13 protein-coding genes, 1 pseudogene and 1 riboswitch are annotated in these 17270 nt (G+C 64.1%); of the genes and pseudogenes, 10 read left to right on the top strand and 4 right to left on the bottom strand.

Annotated elements, in window-relative coordinates:
* Positions 1–144: 144 nt before the first annotated feature.
* Together AC1DN9_RS22640 and AC1DN9_RS22635 are read right to left on the bottom strand one after the other, a co-directional pair.
* Entirely contained in the window at positions 145–1614 is a 1470-nt protein-coding gene (locus AC1DN9_RS22640; protein ID WP_478103858.1) for an acyl-CoA reductase, read from the bottom strand.
* Positions 1611–2723 carry a LuxE/PaaK family acyltransferase gene (locus tag AC1DN9_RS22635; protein WP_478103857.1) on the bottom strand — a complete coding sequence of 371 codons (1113 nt, stop codon included), beginning with the start codon at positions 2721–2723 and terminating at the stop codon, positions 1611–1613. The genes AC1DN9_RS22640 and AC1DN9_RS22635 overlap by 4 nt, the downstream gene beginning before the upstream one ends.
* A gap of 68 nt (positions 2724–2791) precedes the next feature.
* A riboswitch (TPP riboswitch) is annotated at positions 2792–2885 on the bottom strand.
* A 155-nt stretch (positions 2886–3040) separates the two neighbouring features.
* Between AC1DN9_RS22635 and AC1DN9_RS22630 the strand changes: the two genes are divergently transcribed.
* The 5 genes and pseudogenes from AC1DN9_RS22630 to AC1DN9_RS22610 all read left to right on the top strand — a co-directional run bounded on the left by AC1DN9_RS22630 (position 3041) and on the right by AC1DN9_RS22610 (position 5382).
* Positions 3041–3346 carry an N-acetyltransferase family protein gene (locus AC1DN9_RS22630; protein ID WP_478103855.1) on the top strand — a complete coding sequence of 102 codons (306 nt, stop codon included), beginning with the start codon at positions 3041–3043 and terminating at the stop codon, positions 3344–3346.
* Between the two features lie 11 nt (positions 3347–3357).
* A complete protein-coding gene (locus AC1DN9_RS22625; RefSeq protein WP_478103854.1) occupies positions 3358–3564 on the top strand; it encodes a hypothetical protein in 207 nt (68 codons plus the stop codon).
* A gap of 169 nt (positions 3565–3733) precedes the next feature.
* The gene (locus AC1DN9_RS22620; protein ID WP_478103853.1) at positions 3734–3904 is read left to right on the top strand and encodes a hypothetical protein; all 171 of its coding nucleotides are present in this window, start codon (positions 3734–3736) and stop codon (positions 3902–3904) included.
* Between the two features lie 271 nt (positions 3905–4175).
* Positions 4176–4286, top strand: a pseudogene (locus AC1DN9_RS22615) (transposase); the annotation flags it as partial.
* 64 nt (positions 4287–4350) lie between these two features.
* A complete protein-coding gene (locus AC1DN9_RS22610) occupies positions 4351–5382 on the top strand; it encodes an aldo/keto reductase (RefSeq protein ID WP_478103851.1) in 1032 nt (343 codons plus the stop codon).
* Positions 5383–5588: 206 nt separating this feature from the next.
* On the opposite strand, the gene AC1DN9_RS22605 is transcribed toward AC1DN9_RS22610, so the two are convergent.
* Entirely contained in the window at positions 5589–6092 is a 504-nt protein-coding gene (locus AC1DN9_RS22605) for a DinB family protein (protein WP_478103850.1), read from the bottom strand.
* A 191-nt stretch (positions 6093–6283) separates the two neighbouring features.
* Here AC1DN9_RS22605 and AC1DN9_RS22600 point away from each other — a divergent pair, with 191 nt between their 5' ends.
* Positions 6284–6847 carry a TetR/AcrR family transcriptional regulator gene (locus tag AC1DN9_RS22600; RefSeq protein WP_478103849.1) on the top strand — a complete coding sequence of 188 codons (564 nt, stop codon included), beginning with the start codon at positions 6284–6286 and terminating at the stop codon, positions 6845–6847.
* A gap of 78 nt (positions 6848–6925) precedes the next feature.
* On the opposite strand, the gene AC1DN9_RS22595 is transcribed toward AC1DN9_RS22600, so the two are convergent.
* Positions 6926–7438: a SixA phosphatase family protein gene (locus tag AC1DN9_RS22595; protein ID WP_478103847.1), complete on the bottom strand. Its 513-nt coding sequence runs from the start codon at positions 7436–7438 to the stop codon at positions 6926–6928.
* A 189-nt stretch (positions 7439–7627) separates the two neighbouring features.
* Here AC1DN9_RS22595 and AC1DN9_RS22590 point away from each other — a divergent pair, with 189 nt between their 5' ends.
* The 4 genes from AC1DN9_RS22590 to odhB all read left to right on the top strand — a co-directional run bounded on the left by AC1DN9_RS22590 (position 7628) and on the right by odhB (position 17265).
* Positions 7628–10810: an adenylate/guanylate cyclase domain-containing protein gene (locus AC1DN9_RS22590; protein ID WP_478103846.1), complete on the top strand. Its 3183-nt coding sequence runs from the start codon at positions 7628–7630 to the stop codon at positions 10808–10810.
* A 107-nt stretch (positions 10811–10917) separates the two neighbouring features.
* Entirely contained in the window at positions 10918–12822 is a 1905-nt protein-coding gene (locus AC1DN9_RS22585) for a propionate--CoA ligase (protein WP_478103845.1), read from the top strand.
* Between the two features lie 242 nt (positions 12823–13064).
* Complete coding sequence (locus AC1DN9_RS22580; protein ID WP_478103843.1) at positions 13065–15947, top strand: 2-oxoglutarate dehydrogenase E1 component; 2883 nt, start codon at positions 13065–13067, stop codon at positions 15945–15947.
* A 49-nt stretch (positions 15948–15996) separates the two neighbouring features.
* The gene (gene odhB / locus AC1DN9_RS22575; protein ID WP_478103842.1) at positions 15997–17265 is read left to right on the top strand and encodes a 2-oxoglutarate dehydrogenase complex dihydrolipoyllysine-residue succinyltransferase; all 1269 of its coding nucleotides are present in this window, start codon (positions 15997–15999) and stop codon (positions 17263–17265) included.
* Positions 17266–17270: the final 5 nt, after the last annotated feature.

Genomic DNA, 17270 nt, shown 5'->3' with positions numbered 1-17270 from the left:
CGCCCCGGCCCTTCGGGTGAGGCCCCAGAGAGGGCCCACTCGTCGTTGCCAATGCTCACTGGGGTCGCACCCCAGTTCCGCTTGGCGCCTAGATTGGGCCCTCTCTGGGGCCTCACGCGAGGGTGATTCATGTGTTAACAGGCCCTAGTCAGCGTAGGGCGCCAGCTTGTCGGCCGCAATCTCTGCCGACTGTTCGATCTCGACGATTCGAACGAGGTCCAGCAGGTTGAACCGGCCATCATGGTGCCAGCCCGCCTCGGGCGAACTCATCGCGCCAACGGCGCTGATCCGTGTCACGCCGGCGGCGCCCAGCAGTTCCGAAAGCCGGAACAGTTCAGCCGGCGCCGCGGCCACACCCGCCGTCTGCAAAAAGGGCCGGTGTGTTTCGATCTGCGCGACCACTTGATCCAGCGCATCGACCGCGACGACCTGGATGCTGCGATTCGATGCCGTCGGTGCCAGATCCTTCGCCTCGTCGGTGTAGGCAACGCCGAAGGCCGCACCATCCTCGCCGATCAGCTCGTCGCCGAACCCGACGCCCGCTGCCACCGCGTGAAGCTCGATGCCCTGGCGCCAGCCGGCGACCGCAGCCGAATCTTCCAGCGCGAGGGCCCGGCGCGGAAAGCGGTCCTGCAGGTTGGCGAGCTCGCTCGCGAGGTACTGCGCGAACTGACGCGGCGACACCCTGCCGCCTCGTTCGACGTAGTAGACATGGGGGGAGTAGCAGCCTTGCTGGTCATAGCGCATCACGTCCCAGGCGGCCAGGCGTGCCGTCGCCGGCGCGCGCAGGGAGTCGAGCGCCGAGGCGCTGACCAGGCCGAAGCCCAGCTTGTGGCCGTAGGGCAGGAAACGCGTCGTGACCGGCAATTGGCGCCGGATCTGCTCCAGCGAATCGTTGCCACCATAGGCCAGCACCGTGTCCGCCTCGGCATACAGGGCCGCCGCCTGTTCCTCTTCGCCGCCTTTCCACCACACCACGGCCACACAATCGGCGAGGGGAGGGTGGACTTCGGCCAGCAGCCGCGCGAACAGGCCCGCGAACAGCGGCTCCGCGCTGGGCAGCTTGCCGATGTTGCCGGCCTTCACGAGCAGCCCGCAGACCAGGCTCCAGAGCGGAATGGCCGGCACGTTGCCGGCCCAGCTGTGGACCAGCAACTCCGGCCCGAAGGCCTTTGCCGCGCCGCCCTTTGGGCGTGGCTGGAATTCGTCCAGCAACTTGGGGTTGGCGAAATCCTCGGCGACGAAGCGATGCAGCTGCGGCGCGCGAAAGGTCTTGAAGAATGCCGTGAGGCCCAGGCGGACCATCTCGGCGTCGTAGCCGCCGACGATCGGCAACAGTTGGTCGAGCTCCCTCCGGTAGGGGTCGGCCGGGTCCAGCAGGCGGGCCATCGCGCGATCGACCACGTCCACGATCCCGGACACGGTCATGGTCTTCAGATGGCGACGGCTGGCCTGCCCGACGCGGACGGCGAGGGCGCGCATCTGATCCGGGCTCAACACGGGCACGGCGACCTCCAGTCGGGTCGGGCCCGATTCGAAGTTCAGGGCCTGCCACTGCACGTCCGCCGGCGCGAGGCCCGGCAGGTAGCCGGCGGTCGCATGCAGCGTCGTCATGCGGCCGCCCGGATGAATTCCTCCACCGCCAGCGAGCAGCCCTTGGCTTGCGCGCCCTCGGCGCGACCCAGCAGCAGGAAGCCGCCGTCCGCCGCCAAGCCCACGTCCTCGGTCAGGATGGTGGTCACCGAATTGAAATTGGCGAGATCGCAGTGGACCAGTATCCCGCGCTCGGAAGGCTCGACTTCGCGGCCTGTGAGCGGGTCGATCAGGCGAGAGCGGATCCAGTGCGGGCCGGACTTGACCGAGGGTACCGATGCATTGCCTGCATCGTAGAACTGCGTGCTCAGCTCGGTCATGCCGTACATGTTGATGCAGTCCGATCGCTCGATGCCGAGCAACGTGGACAGCTCCGCATAGAAGGTGTCGAGCGGCAGATCGCGCGACTGTCCCTTGTAGCCGCCGGTGTCCAGCACTCGGCTGCCCGCCGGCAGGCGGAACGACAGGCCGCGCTGTTTGAGCTCGTCGATCAGGTGCACGAAGCTGTAGCTTGCGCCGAGCAGCGCAAAGGGCTCGCCGCGATGCTGTGCATCCGACAGGGCCTCGCAGAGCCCCTGGAGGTCCAATCCCTGCGGGCTCATGAAGTAACGGCTCTCCGCGGTTCCGAAGGCGTCCCGTGCCAGCGCCAGATAGTGGGCGAGCGAGGAATTGGGCAGCACGGTCTCGGTGGGGAACAGGATGCCCATTTGCATCCGGCCTTGCCCCTGCATGAAGCGCTGCGAGAAGTTGCGGATCATCGAGCGGTCGTAGACCGCCAGCGTCGGATGGAAGTGACGGCCCTTGACCTCGCTGCGGGTGGTGCCGCTGGTCATGAAGACCCGATCTGTTGCGGCCGGCGGCTCGCAGCGCAGCGCCAGTTCCTTGAAGGCATCGATCGGCACTGCCGGGATGTCGCTCCAGCGCTTCACGCTTCGCAGGGTCGCGCCGCGCCGCTGGCAGAAGCGCCGGTACGGCTGGTTGTTGGCGTACTGGTAGGCGAACAGCCGTAACGCCAGACGATCGAAGTCGGCGTCGGTGCAACCGTCTTGCGCAATGAAGGCGAGGACGTCAGCGACCATTTCGTCGGCTGCCGCCATGGGCGCAGGTTGTTTCGCAGAGGAGTTGTGCATGAGGCCTTCTTCGTGACCGTGAAACGGGTGCTCCGAGGGCCGCTTCGATGTCGGCAGGATTCGCCGATGATCAAAGCAACTGCTCTTCTTCCGCCGGTCCTAACCGGTTCAAGTTCGCGGGTTTGAATCTCAGCACTGTTGCGTGCACCCCGGAGCATCGCGGATTTTATCCGTATCCGCGGTTGCCGCAGCGCCGAATTCCAAACCCGCCGGAACGTCGAGCGGGGCTTGGCAGCGTTGTCAGCGCCCACGTGCGGATTCGAGGGTCGTCGTCCTTCTCGCCTTCAAAGAGGGCGGAGGGCGTCAGGCCGCTTGCCTTGAGCCCCAAGGTCGTCAGGTTGACGAGGTGCAACGGTGACGTCGCCCGCTTCGTGGTGGAGTCGCAGCAGGAGGCGGACTTCGCCATCGTGGTGGCTGATGCCTGGCAGGGGCTCGGACTGGGACGCGAACTGATGTCACGCCTTATCGCCGCGGCGCGCAGATACGGTCTTCGCAAGGTGAGCGGGCATGCGCTCGCGACCAATACAGGCGTGCTGGCGCTCGCTCGGCGATTTGGATTCGCTGCACTGCGTCTGTCGGGCACCGTGACCACGCTTCGCCTGGATCTTCAGAGGCCGTCATGACTTCCCAATCCATGCATATCAAGCGCTTCGAGCTGTGGTTTCGGTCTCTCTTCAACCAGGGTCGCGGGTTCGCCTTCGCGTGCGACTCGGCAGGCCGGGTGAACATGGATCAACTCTCGGAGCGCGGCCGCCGCAACTACCTGTTCGCCAAAGCGATGGTCGGCCGTGAGTTTGCGACCCCGAGCGTTCGCACGGCTCCGGTTTCTCTCCTTTCCTGACCCAGCAATTGGACGCCATCATCTTCGGAGGCGCGCCAATGCAAGGGCGGAGCGGGGCCAGAGGCCGAAGCGGACATCCGGTAACTGTGCTTCACGCTTCTGCGTGCTGACGACACGGGACCGACACAGGAGCGCTCGACGATGGAATCGCCAACCCAAGGAGACCCAGATGAAAAGCCTCGCACTCGTTATCGCCGCATTGACCTTGTCCGGCTGCATCGTCGCGCCGTACGACAACTACCGTCCGCCGCCGCCGCGCGGCGGCGCCTACATGGACCGCGACGGCGATGGCGTGCCCGACCGGTACGATCGCCGTCCCAACAATCCTTATCGCTATTGAGCTTGGCTTGAAGTCCGGCAGACGTGCATCGCAGGGCGGCAACGTCAGCAGAGGCTACCAGCGCCTGAGATTTGAACTTCAGCAAAAAAGAGAGCCATCGGTGGGTGGTCCACCAGGATGGCTCTGGAGAGCCGCCGACCTTTGCAGAATCGGCGTACTTGCAACCTTCGTGATTTGAGCGCGACGCGCTCAAGACGTTCCCTTCGTGCTGCCGCTTCGCCTCCTGCCCGCCGATTCTCGCGCGCAGTGATTCCTCCAGGTGCAATATCTGCGCCAGATCGAGGGGGACTGGCCCTACCTGTGGATCGACGCCACCTACGTGAAGACACGCGAGGCCGGGCGCATCGTGAGCGTGGCGGCAATAGTCGCTGTTGGCGTGAACGCTGTCAGATGGACGCGCTATGCTTTGCTCGGGGAATTCCACTCGCAATCCTAGGAGACATGCATTGAAGTCACGTCAATTCACGACTCGCAACGGAACGGAACTCGCCTTCTCGGCCCTAGGCCTCGGCACTGCCCCCATGGGCGACCTGTACGAATTGCTCGACGAGAAAACCTGCATCGTCACTATCGAACAGGCGTACGCCGGCGGAGTGCGTGTGTTCGACACCTCGCCGCACTACGGCAACGGGCTCGCCGAAGCACGCGTCGGTGCAGGCCTGCGCCACATACCGCGGCAGGACGTGATCTTGTCGACCAAGATCGGCCGCATCATGGACGCCTTCTCCAAGCCGCCGCCGAAAAACCCGGACGTTTTCTCGCCTGGCTTTGCCGGCGGCCATCCGCATGCGGCGCGCTTTGACTATTCCTACGACGGCACGATGCGCTCCGTCGAACAGTCCCTGCTGCGCACCGGGCTGGACCGCCTGGATATCCTGCTGATCCACGATTGCGACGTGTGGACGCACGGGCCGGTCGATGCGCCAGTGCGCTTCAAGGAGGCGATGGAGGGCGCCTACAAGGCGCTCGACAGGCTGCGCAGTGAGAAGACCGTCGCAGCCATCGGATTCGGCATCAACGAGTCCGACGTCTCGGTGAAGTTCGCGAAGGCCGGCGACTTCGATGTGGCGATACTGGCTGGCCGTTACTCATTGCTGATCCAGAACGCATTGGACGAATTCCTGCCGCTGGCGCTCGAAAAGAACATCGGCGTCATGCTCGCAGGTGTGTTCAATTCCGGCATCCTCGCAACCGGCGCCGTGCCCGGCGCCAAGTTCGAGTATGGGCCCGCGCCCGAAGACATCATGGATCGCGTGCGCCGGATCGAAGCGATCTGCGCCGCGCACGCCACGCCGCTGCGCCGCGCCGCGCTTCAGTTCGCCATGGCGCATCCCGCGGTCGTGACCGTGCTGCTCGGCGGCGTGACGCCGCAGGAGGTGCTGGCCAACTCCGCCGATGCCGACCATGCGGTGCCGGCCGCACTGTGGCGTGACCTCCAGTCCGCCGGCCTGCTGAACCCGGCTGCGCCGATTGGCTGAGCGCCAATTCAGTGCGCGCTCCCGCCCTTCGCGCCAGTTGCCTATGCCAAGGCATCGCCCCTGAAAATCGACGGCTCCATTCGCGAACATACTGTTTTGCCACTGCTCCAGAAGGCGCTGCGGGGCCCGCTGCGGCAGAGCTTCCATCGGTCGGCGAGGACCGGACATCGAGCCGCCCATAGCTCGACCGCACAGCTCAACGGCGTTCAAGCTAGAGCCCGCCTTCTCGTTGACGCCTCCGCCTCGTGTAGATAAGTCGTAAATCCATCCTTGGCGGGCGGAACGGAATTGAGCAGCATCACTGCGCTGACCTGTCCACGATGACCTGTTCCGTGCGTGACAACATGCATGAGCATTTCCTCGCGGGACATACGGCCCACGGCCCCGTCAGTGAACGCGAAGTCGATTCGTTCGGCCAATTGGTCGCGATCCAGCGTCGACGCATAGTCGATGTATTCCTGATCGCTTCTTCTGAGATCAGCGGATAGATCTTCGAGCGTAGGCATCTCGCTCAAGTTGGCCGATGTGTACGCGTGAGCTTCTCGCCTAAGGTGCGCGGCGAATATTCGATCGACCACGTATGTGTGGCTCAAAGCCTTGATGGCCAACGTCGTGATTGGGGAACTGTCCTCGAGCCGGGCCAGCGCCGTCAATAGGTGGTCGTTCGCCCAAGCCTTATATCTGAAGAGGTGGTGCAATGTGTCGTCCATGTCGTGGGGTCTCCTGAGGGGTTTGCGCGCGACAGGTCTTACATGCCAGAAGTTGCGCCGCCCGTCCGCGTATGCTCAGAATATGAGCGATCATTCGCTTTTTCTACTCGCATTGACAGCATCAAAAAATGGGGCGAAAACCCGTCACTAGGCCCAGGAAAATCGCCACTCAGGAGCGATCGCGCGCGACTGTGGACAACCTGATCGAGGCAACCGCTCGCATTCTGGTCAAGGACGGCTTCGACAAGGCCAGCACCAACCGCATCGCGGAAGTCTCGGGGGTGAGCATCGGCTCGCTTTATCAATATTTCCCCAGCAAGGAGGCACTCGTCGTCGCCGTGATCGAGCGCCACCAACAGCAGATCATGCAAACGGTGCGGAGCGAGTTGACGCAGGTCTCGACCCAGCCGCTGGACAAGGCAATGCGCAAATTCGTCGCTGTCGCGGTAGAAGCGCACCGTCTCGATCCCCAACTGCATCGAGTGCTCGCCGAGCAAATCCCGCGTGTGGGAAAGCTCGAGAAGCTGGAAACCTTCAGTCGCGAAAATTTCAATCTGTTCAGGGCCTATCTCGAAGGAGTTCGGGACGAGCTCGCTGTCGATGACCTGGAGCTCGCATCATTTGTGTGCGTCACCACGATCGAGGCGTTGACGCATAACGCGGTGCTGCACCATTCCAAAGTGCTGACCGACGATCAGATGGAAGCGCTCATCGACGAGGGGGCGCGCCTCGTGACCGGCTATCTGAAAGGCTAGCGCGGAAACCATCTCCGTGTGACCGCGCAGATCGTGGCGTTCCTCATCGGCATGCGCATCAAGCAGCCCTTGAAAGCGTCAAGATCGCGAGCCTTGAAGGTTGAACTGCTTCTTCGGCGCGTCCAGCTTGACCTTGGTCGGGCCGACCTCCCCGACGTCCGCCCACGCCTTGGCGTCGAAGTGGAACTCGGCGACGGCGCATGTGGGCATGTCGATGACCTCGCTCGACAGCCGGTGCGCGAGGTTGGTGAACTCGGGGTTGTGGCCGAAGAGCATCACGCGGTCTACCTTGTCATCGAGTGCGCAAATGACGGCGAGCAAGTCGTCCAGGCTGCTGGCGTAGAGCCGATCTTCGACAATGATGTCCTTGCGTTGGTAGCCGATCTCGTCGGCGATGAGCTGTGCCGTCGTCAGCGCGCGCAGCGCCGGGCTCGACACGAGCAGATCAGGCTTGAGCCCGCGCTTGCTGAGGCGCTTCCCCATTGCGGGCGCGTCCTGGCGGCCGCGATCGTCCAACGGTCGTTCCCGGTCGGGCAAGGACGGATCGTCGCGACTCGATTTGGCATGCCGCACTAGAAACAGAGTTTTCATGATCAACTTTCGAGCTGATTCAACTCTATACCGGCACGCGCAACCGGAAGGCAAAGTCTCGCAGACAGCACGGGCTTGCAGGCGGTTTCGAGACGGCCGACACTGGGTCAAGTAGCGCCCGAAGGCAACTTGGGCTCCTGTTTTCCAAGGAAATCAAGGAGCGCTTACGAATCGTCGTGAGGTCCTCGAATGTCAGACATCAGCTCGTGGCTCCAAGGTCTTGGCCTTGAGAGGTATTGCGAGGTCTTCGCCAGCAACGACATCGACGTGACGGTCGTGCCGGACCTGACCGAACAGGACCTTGAAAAGCTAGGGCTGTCGCTCGGCCACCGCCGCAAGCTCCTCGCCGCGGCGTCCAAGCTGCGGCAAGCCACCACCATGCCTGCCGGCCCCGTTGCGCCTGCTCCGGTCGCCAAGGAGGTCGAACGCCGCCAGGTCACCGTGGTGTTCACGGACCTGGTGGGCTCGACCGCGATCGCCAGCCAGCTCGACCCCGAGGACCTGGACCAGTTGTTGCGCAGGTATCGCGATGCCTGCGCCCGCGTGATTGAGAGCTTCGACGGCCACATCGCCCAATACCTGGGGGACGGGGTACTGGCCTACTTCGGCTATCCCCAGGCACAGGAACAGTCGACTGAGCGCGCGATCCGATCGGCGCTCGAGATGGTGATGGCGGTCGCTGGTCTGCAGCGCCCCGATGGCCAGGCGTTGCAGGCCCGCGTCGGCGTCGCCACGGGCCTGGTCGTCGGGCACTCTGCCGGTGACGGACACGAACAGACAGTGGTCGGCGATACGCCGAATCTGGCAGCCCGTCTGCAAGCGCTTGCCGAACCTGGGAGCGTGCTGGTGAGCCCGATGACACGGCAACTCAGCGGCGAATTCTTCGAGTACGTGTCCGCCGGCGAACACGCGCTGAAGGGCTTTGACAAGCCCGTTCCGGTCTGGAAGGTGGTGCGCGAACGCAGCGTCGAGAGTCGGTTCGCCGCATCGCGCGGCAGACTTGCCGGGCCGATCGTCGCGCGCGAGCGGGAACAGGTCTTCCTTCTCGATTCATGGCAACGTGCGGTCCAGGGCAATGGCCACCTCGTGTTGCTCGGCGGCGAAGCAGGAATGGGCAAGTCGCGGTTGCTCGAGGCGCTCGCGGAGCGGGTATGTGACACGCCGCATCGGCTGTTGCGCTGCCAATGCTCTCCCTATCACCGCAACAGCGCGCTGTACCCGCTGACTCAGTTGCTGCGGCATGAAGCCGCAATTCAGCCCGAACGCGCGATTGAAGAGAATTTGAGCAAGCTCGAAGCCCTGCTGCCGCGCCTCGGCCGGACTTCGCGCCGGGACCTGCTTTTGATCGCAGAGTTGCTCGAACTTCCAACACCCGACCGCCTGTCGCCGATGGAGATGACCACCGCGCAGCGCAACCTGGAAATACTCGCCATCCTCGAAGACTTCATGCTGGCCACGCCCGACGATGTGCCGGTGCTGTTGCTGTTGGAGGACGCGCACTGGAGCGACCCCACGACGCAAATCCTGGTGGAGCGGCTGCTGTCGCGCATCGGATCGTGCAGGGTGCTGGCCCTTGTCAGCCACCGGCCCGAATTCCGCAAGCCCTGGGGCGAGCACATGAACGCCACGGCCATTTCATGCAAGCCCCTGGGACTCGATCAAAGTGCTGCGGTGGCCCGCCGTGCCGCTGGCACCTGGCCGATCGACGAGGCGCTGATCCGGCAGATCGTGGAGCGCAGCGATGGGGTGCCGCTGTATGTCGAAGAACTCACCAAGGCAGTGATCGACATGCAGGCTGCGCACGCCGTTTTCGTGCCCTCGACACTGCAGGATTCCCTGATGTCCCGGCTGGATCGTCTGGGCGAAGCCGAGGACATTGCGCTGGTGGCCTCCGTGATCGGGCGCCATTTCTCCTACCCGCTCCTGGCCGCCATTGCCGGCGTGCAGGAGGCCACGCTGCGCGGGGGCTTGGACCGGTTGCTCGGCGCAGGCCTCGTATTCGCCACCGAGGACCCGCAGCAGGGTGGTTACAGCTTCAACCATTCGCTGGTGCAGGAGGCGGCGTACCAAAGCCTGTCGCGCAGCCGTCGCCAGGCCTTGCACCTGAGAATTGCCGAACTGCTGGCGTCGCAGCAGGACACCTCGGCCGTCAGCGCGCCTGAGATTGTTGCCCACCATTTCGACCGCGCTGCGCAGCCAGAGCGATCGTGCGCGTATTGGATGCTCGCCGCGGAAAGGTCGGGGTGGCGCTCGGCCCATGCCGAAGCCATCGCCAACCTGAACGCCGCGCTGGCGCAGGCAGAGCAAATCACCGACGCCGCGACGCGTGCGCGCTGCACGATCGAAGCGAAGCTCAAACTTGGTGCGACCTTCAACATCCAGTCCGGGCCGCTGAGCCATGACATGGCAGCGGTGCTGACGCAGGCCTATGCGCTGGCCAAGGAGGCCGACTCCGAACGGCAACTGTTTCAGGCGACATGGGGGCTGTACATCACCAAGGCCAACTCGCGCCAGTTCGACGATGCCCGCACGCTGGGCGAGGAATTGTTGGAGATCAGCCGCAAGCTGGGCGATGACGATCTGCAGATGGAAGGCTTGCATCACCGCTGGGGCTTCTGGTACTTCACGGGCCAGACCGGGAAGATGCTGGAGATGACCCGCGAAGGCATTCGCCGCTACGATTCGCAGCGCCATCACCGCCTGTCCCAGGTGTATGCGGGTCATGACCTGGGTGTCTGTGCCCATTGCTGCACCGCCATCGGGCTGGGCCTGGGGGGTCTGGCGCAGGATGCCGCCACCAGCCTGGACTCCGCGTTGGCGCTTGCGGAGTCGGTGCAACACCCGCTCAGCCTGACATTCGCCCTCGGCAACGGCAGCGTCGCCATGCAACCGGCCGGCGACATCGAAGCCTGTCAGAACATGGCTGAGCGCGAGATGCAGGTGGCAAAGAAATACGACTTGCCGCTGCAGCACGGGCTGGGGCGATTCATGTTCGGCCTGGCGCGCACACAGCAGGGCGACATCGCCGCTGGGCTGGCCATGATGGAGGCGAACCACGACACGGCGGTCAGGCACAGTTTTCTCGGCGTGTATCCGCATTTGGTCATGATCGAAGCGCTGAGGCGGGGCGGCCGCGGCAAGGAGGCGTTCGCGCTCGTCACGCGCACTTTCGACACGCTGATTTCGCCGGAAGTGGGCATCCATGTTTCGGAGCTGTGGCGGCTGCGTGCAGAGCTTGCGCTGGCGGACTCGGCCGCGAACGCGGCGCTCGCCGAAGGTTGGCTGCGTACCGCCGTGCGCATCGCCTCGGAGCAGGGTGCTACGGTCTACCAGACAAGAGCTGAGTCGGCGCTGGCTCAGTGGGTCGATTGAAGGCAAGCTATTCGCTCGCACCAGGGACGAGTCCGCGCGTCAGTTTGCCGAAAGGCCGAGGCCCATAATTAAGAATTCAGATTGACCCTGAAGCAGGAGACAAGCCCATGAGTCGTTATGCGGAGTTCTATCGCCGTTCCATCGACACGCCGGAGGCCTTCTGGGCCGATCAGGCCGCCCTGATCGACTGGAAAACGCCGCCAACGCAAATCCTGGATGCCAGCCAACCGCCATTCGCGCGTTGGTTCGCGGGCGGGACCACGAATCTTTGCCATAACGCGGTCGACCGGCATCTTTCGACCCGGGGAGGTCAACGCGCATTGATCTTCGTATCGACCGAAACCGGCGTCGAGAAGAGCTATACCTTTCGCGAACTGCACGCCGAAGTCCAGCGCACGGCCGCCAGCCTGATCGAACTCGGGGTCGGCAAGGGTGACCGCGTACTGATCTACATGCCGATGATTCCGGAGGCCGCGTTCGCGATGCTGGCCTGCGCGCGCATCGGCGCCATCCACTGCGTCGTCTTCGGCGGCTTTGCCAGCGGATCGCTGGCATCGCGCATCGAGGACGCATCGCCCAAGGTCATCGTCAGCGCGGACGCGGGATCGCGCGGCAACAAGGTGCTGGCGTACAAGCCGCTGCTGGACGAGGCGATCCGGCTGTCGGCCCACAAGCCCTCGGCCGTGCTGCTCGTCGACCGCGGCCTGGCGCCGATGGCACTCACAGAAGGTCGCGACCACCTCGCGGCGCCGCTTTTCGAAAAGCACCGCGACACGCCGGTGCCATGCACGTGGCTGGACGCGACCGACATCAGCTACACCATCTACACGAGCGGCACGACCGGCAAGCCCAAGGGCGTGCAGCGCGACACCGGCGGCTACGCAGTGGCGCTTGCCGCGAGCATGAAGCACATCTTCGACGGCCGCGCCGGCGAAACGTATTTCTCGACCAGCGACATCGGCTGGGTGGTCGGCCACAGCTACATCGTCTACGGCCCCTTGATCGCCGGCATGGCGACCATCATGTACGAAGGCCTGCCCACGCAGGGCATCGACCAGCAACCCGATGGCGGGATCTGGTGGCGGCTGGTGGAGAAATACAAGGTGACGGCGATGTTCAGCGCGCCCACGGCCGTGCGGGTGCTCAAGAGGCAGGACCCCGCACTGCTGAAGAAATACGACCTGTCGAGCCTTCGCGCGCTGTTCCTCGCCGGCGAGCCGCTGGACGAGCCCACCGGGCGCTGGATCGGGGACGGCCTGGGCGTTCCGATCATCGACAACTACTGGCAGACCGAGTCCGGCTGGCCGATCCTGACCGTGGCCAACGGGGTCGAGCGCACGCCCAGCAAGCTCGGCAGTCCTGGAGTCCCGATGTACGGGTTCAAGGTCAAGATCCTCCATGAGGCAACCGGCGAGGAACTGACCGGTGCAGGCGAAAAAGGCGTTGTCGCCATAGAAGGCCCGACGCCGCCGGGCTTCATGCAGACGATCTGGAAAGACGATGCGCGGTTCGTCAATACCTATTGGAAAAGCATCCCGGGCAAGATGGTCTATTCGACCTTCGACTGGGGCATTCGTGACGAGGACGGCTATTTCTACATCCTGGGCCGCACCGATGACGTGATCAACGTCGCCGGCCATCGGCTGGGCACGCGCGAGATCGAGGAAAGCATCTCGGGCCATCCGAATGTCGCCGAGGTCGCGGTCGTGGGCGTCGCGGATTCGCTGAAAGGGCAGGTGGCCATGGCGTTCGTCGTGCCGAAGAACGCCGTGGCAGCCGCCGATGCCGATTCGACATTGCGACTGGAAGGAGAAATCATGAAGCGCGTCTCCGACGACCTGGGCGCCTTGGCCCGTCCGGCGCGCGTGCGCTTCGTGACAGCGTTGCCCAAGACCCGCAGCGGCAAGCTGCTGCGCAGGGCGATCCAGGCAGTCTGCGAACAGCGCGACCCCGGCGATCTGACAACGATCGACGATCCCTCCACACTAGAGCAAATCAAGCAACTGCTCTAACCACCCGCACTACCGTATTCCAGAAATACCGCGGAACCGGCTTTGCCGGGCCGCTGGTGTTGCCCCCGGTGGGGGGTGGGCGCCCCGACACGAAGTGCGGGGCAACCTGGGGGCGAGCTACAATCCCGCCGTACTCAGGCCCTTCCCCAGCCACAGTCGCATCCGCCAATCGGTTCAGCCGTGTCGCGGAAGGTTTCTTAACCAGCTAGTGCTTCCTTCAGGGAAGCGAAGGTCAGCGGAATATGAGCGATTCTTCGTCGACGTCTTCGTCCGTCTACAGCGCCTATCAAGGCAATACCTACCTCTTCGGCGGCAATGCGCCCTATGTCGAAGAGATGTACGAAAACTATCTCTCCAATCCGGGCAGCGTGCCCGACAACTGGCGCTCGTACTTCGACGCGCTGCAAAACGTCCCCGCCACGGACGGAACCAATGCAAAAGACGTGCCGCACCTGCCGGTCGTCAACGCCTTCGCTGAACGTGCCAAGCAGGGCACGACCAAGGTGGTCGTTGCCAGCGGCGCAGACTCCGAGCTCGGCCGCCAGCGCACTGCCGTCCAGCAACTGATCGCCGCCTATCGCAATGTCGGCGCCCGCTGGGCAGACCTCGATCCCCTCAAGCGCACCGAGCGTCCGGCCATTCCGGAACTCGAGCCGTCGTTCTACGGCTTCTCCGACAGCGACCTCGAAACGGTGTTCAACACGAGCAACACCTTCTTCGGCAAGGACACGATGTCCTTGCGCGACCTGCTCAACGCGCTGCGCGAAACCTACTGCGGCACCATCGGCGCCGAGTACATGTACATGACCGACCAGGCGCAGAAGCGGTGGTGGCAGCAGAAGCTCGAAAGCGCCCGCACCAATCCGAAGCTCAACCCCGAGCAGAAGAAGCGCGTGCTTGAACGCCTGACCGCGGCCGAAGGCCTCGAGCGCTTCCTTCACACCAAGTACGTCGGCCAGAAGCGCTTCTCGCTCGAAGGCGGCGAGAGCTTCATCGTCTCGATGGACGAACTCATCGACCAGGCGGGCCGCCGTGGCGTGCAGGAAATCGTCATCGGCATGGCGCACCGCGGTCGCCTGAACGTGCTGGTCAATTCGCTGGGCAAGCTGCCCGCGGACCTGTTCGCCGAGTTCGATCACACCGCACCCGAAGACCTGCCGAGCGGCGACGTCAAGTACCACCAGGGTTTCAGCTCCGACGTGTCGACGTCCGGCGGCCCGGTGCACCTGAGCCTGGCTTTCAATCCTTCGCACCTCGAAATCGTGAACCCGGTGGTCGAAGGCTCCGTGCGCGCCCGCATGGACCGTCGCGCCGATCCGCTCGGCAAGCAAGTGCTGCCGGTCATCGTGCACGGCGACGCGGCCTTCGCAGGCCAGGGCGTCGTGATGGAAACACTGGCGCTGGCCGAAACGCGCGGCTATTCCACCGGCGGCACGGTGCACATCGTGATCAACAACCAGATCGGGTTCACCACCAGCGACCCGCGCGACAGCCGATCGACGCTGTATTGCACCGACATCGTCAAGATGATCGAAGCACCCGTGCTGCACGTGAACGGCGACGATCCCGAAGCTGTGGTGCTCGCTACCCAGCTCGCCCTCGAATTCCGGATGGAATTCCAGAAGGACGTGGTCGTCGACATCATCTGCTTCCGCAAGCTCGGTCACAACGAGCAGGACACGCCGGCGCTCACCCAGCCGCTGATGTACAAGAAGATCGCGCAGCACCCCGGCACGCGCAAGCTGTACGCCGACAAGCTCGCGGCCCAAGGCATGGGCGAAACGCTCGGCGACGACATGGTCAAGGCGCAACGCGCGGCATTCGACGCCGGCAAGAACACGTCGGACCCGGTCCTCACCAACTTCAAGAGCAAGTACGCCGTCGATTGGAGCCCCTTCCTCAACAAGAAATGGACCGATGCTGGCGACACGGCGATTCCCACCGCGGAATGGAAGCGCCTGGCGGAGCGCATCACCAAGGCGCCCGACAACTTCACGGTGCATCCGCTGGTCAAGAAGGTGCTCGACGATCGCGCGGCGATGGGCCGTGGCGAGGTCAATGTCGACTGGGGCATGGGCGAGCACATGGCCTTTGCCTCGCTGGTCGCCAGCGGCTACCCCGTCCGCCTCTCGGGCGAAGACAGCGGCCGCGGCACCTTCACGCACCGTCACGCGGTGCTGCACGACCAGAACCGCGAGAAGTTCGACGTCGGCACCTACGTGCCGCTGCAGAACGTGGCCGAAAACCAGGCGCCATTCGTCGTCATCGACTCCATCCTGTCCGAAGAAGCGGTGCTCGCGTTCGAATACGGCTACGCCTCCAATGATCCGAACACGCTCGTGATCTGGGAAGCGCAGTTCGGCGATTTCGTCAACGGCGCGCAAGTCGTGATCGACCAGTTCATCGCATCCGGCGAAGTCAAGTGGGGCCGTGTCAATGGCATTACGCTGATGCTGCCGCACGGCTATGAGGGCCAGGGTCCGGAACACAGCTCGGCGCGCGTCGAGCGCTTCATGCAGCTTTCCGCCGACACCAACATGCAGGTCGTGCAGCCGACCACGGCCAGCCAGATCTTCCACGTGCTGCGTCGCCAGATGGTGCGCAGCCTGCGCAAGCCGCTGATCATCATGACGCCGAAGTCGCTTCTGCGTAACAAGGATGCGACCTCGCCGCTGTCCGAATTCACCAAGGGCGGCTTCCAGACGGTCATTCCGGACACCAAGGATCTGAAGGCTGACAAGGTCAAGCGCGTCATCGCGTGCTCGGGCAAGGTCTACTACGACCTGGCCAAGAAGCGCGAGGAGAAGGGCACCGACGACGTGGCGATCATCCGCGTCGAGCAGCTGTATCCGTTCCCGCACAAGGCATTCGCCGGCGAACTGAAGAAGTACCCCAACCTCGTCGACGTGGTGTGGTGCCAGGACGAGCCGCAAAACCAGGGGGCGTGGTTCTTCGTGCAGCACTACATCCACGAGAACATGCTGGAAGGCCAGAAGCTGGGCTACGCCGGCCGTGCCGCTTCGGCATCGCCTGCGGTGGGCTACTCGCACCTGCACCAGGAACAGCAGAAGGCGCTCGTCGACGCCGCCTTCGCCAAGCTCAAGGGCTTCGTGCTGACCAAGTAAGAAGAACTCGATTCAATTCACAAAGAAACACGAAGCGGAACGCATAAAAATGTCCATCGTTGAAGTCAAAGTCCCCCAGCTGTCCGAGTCCGTGGCCGAAGCCACCATGCTCCAGTGGAAGAAGAAGGCCGGTGAAGCGGTCGCCGTCGATGAAATCCTGATCGAGATCGAAACCGACAAGGTCGTGCTGGAAGTGCCGGCCCCGTCGGCCGGCGTGCTGGCCGAGATTGTCGTGGGCGACGGCGCCACCGTCGTGGCCGATCAACTGATCGCCAAGATCGACACCGAAGGCAAGGCCGGCGCTGCGGCACCTGCCGCCGCATCGGCGGCTGCACCCGCGGCCGCTCCGGCCTCGGCACCGGCTGCTGCAGCAACCGGCACGTCGAAGTCCGACGTCGCGATGCCCGCCGCCGCCAAGCTGCTCGCGGACAACAAGCTGAGCACGGCCGACGTGACCGGTACCGGCAAGGACGGCCGCGTCACCAAGGGCGACGTGCTGGGTGCAGTGGCTGCCGGCACGACCGCCAAGGTCGCGGCGCCCGTGCCCGTTTCCACCGGTGCACCGAAGACGGCGCTGCCGCAAGTCGCCGCGCCCACGGGCGTGTCGAATCTCGGCGACCGTCCGGAAGAGCGCGTGCCGATGAGCCGCCTGCGCGCACGCATCGCCGAGCGCCTGCTGCAATCGCAATCAAGCAATGCGATCCTGACCACCTTCAACGAAGTGAACATGGCGCCCGTGATGGAAATGCGCAAGCGCTTCCAGGACAAGTTCGAGAAGGAACACGGCGTCAAGATCGGCTTCATGAGCTTCTTCGTGAAGGCGGCGGTGCATGCCCTCAAGAAGTACCCGGTGATCAACGCCTCGGTGGACGGCACCGACATCGTCTACCACGGCTACTTCGACATCGGCATCGCCGTCGGTTCGCCGCGCGGCCTGGTGGTGCCGATCCTGCGCAATGCCGACCAGATGAGCTTTGCCGACATCGAGAAGAAGATCGCCGAATACGGTGCCAAGGCACGTGATGGCAAGCTGGGCATCGAAGAGATGACCGGCGGTACCTTCTCCATCTCCAACGGCGGCGTCTTCGGTTCGATGCTGTCGACCCCGATCATCAACCCGCCGCAATCGGCCATCCTGGGCGTGCATGCGACCAAGGACCGCGCCGTGGTGGAAAACGGCCAGATCGTGGTTCGTCCGATGAACTACCTCGCGATGAGCTACGACCACCGCATCATCGACGGCCGTGAAGCCGTGCTCGGCCTCGTCGCCATGAAGGAAGCGCTGGAAGATCCCGCACGCCTCCTGTTCGACATCTAAGGAGC

The organism is Variovorax sp. 05L425 (genome assembly GCF_056397705.1).
This window is presented reverse-complemented; position numbering and strand designations above follow the sequence as displayed.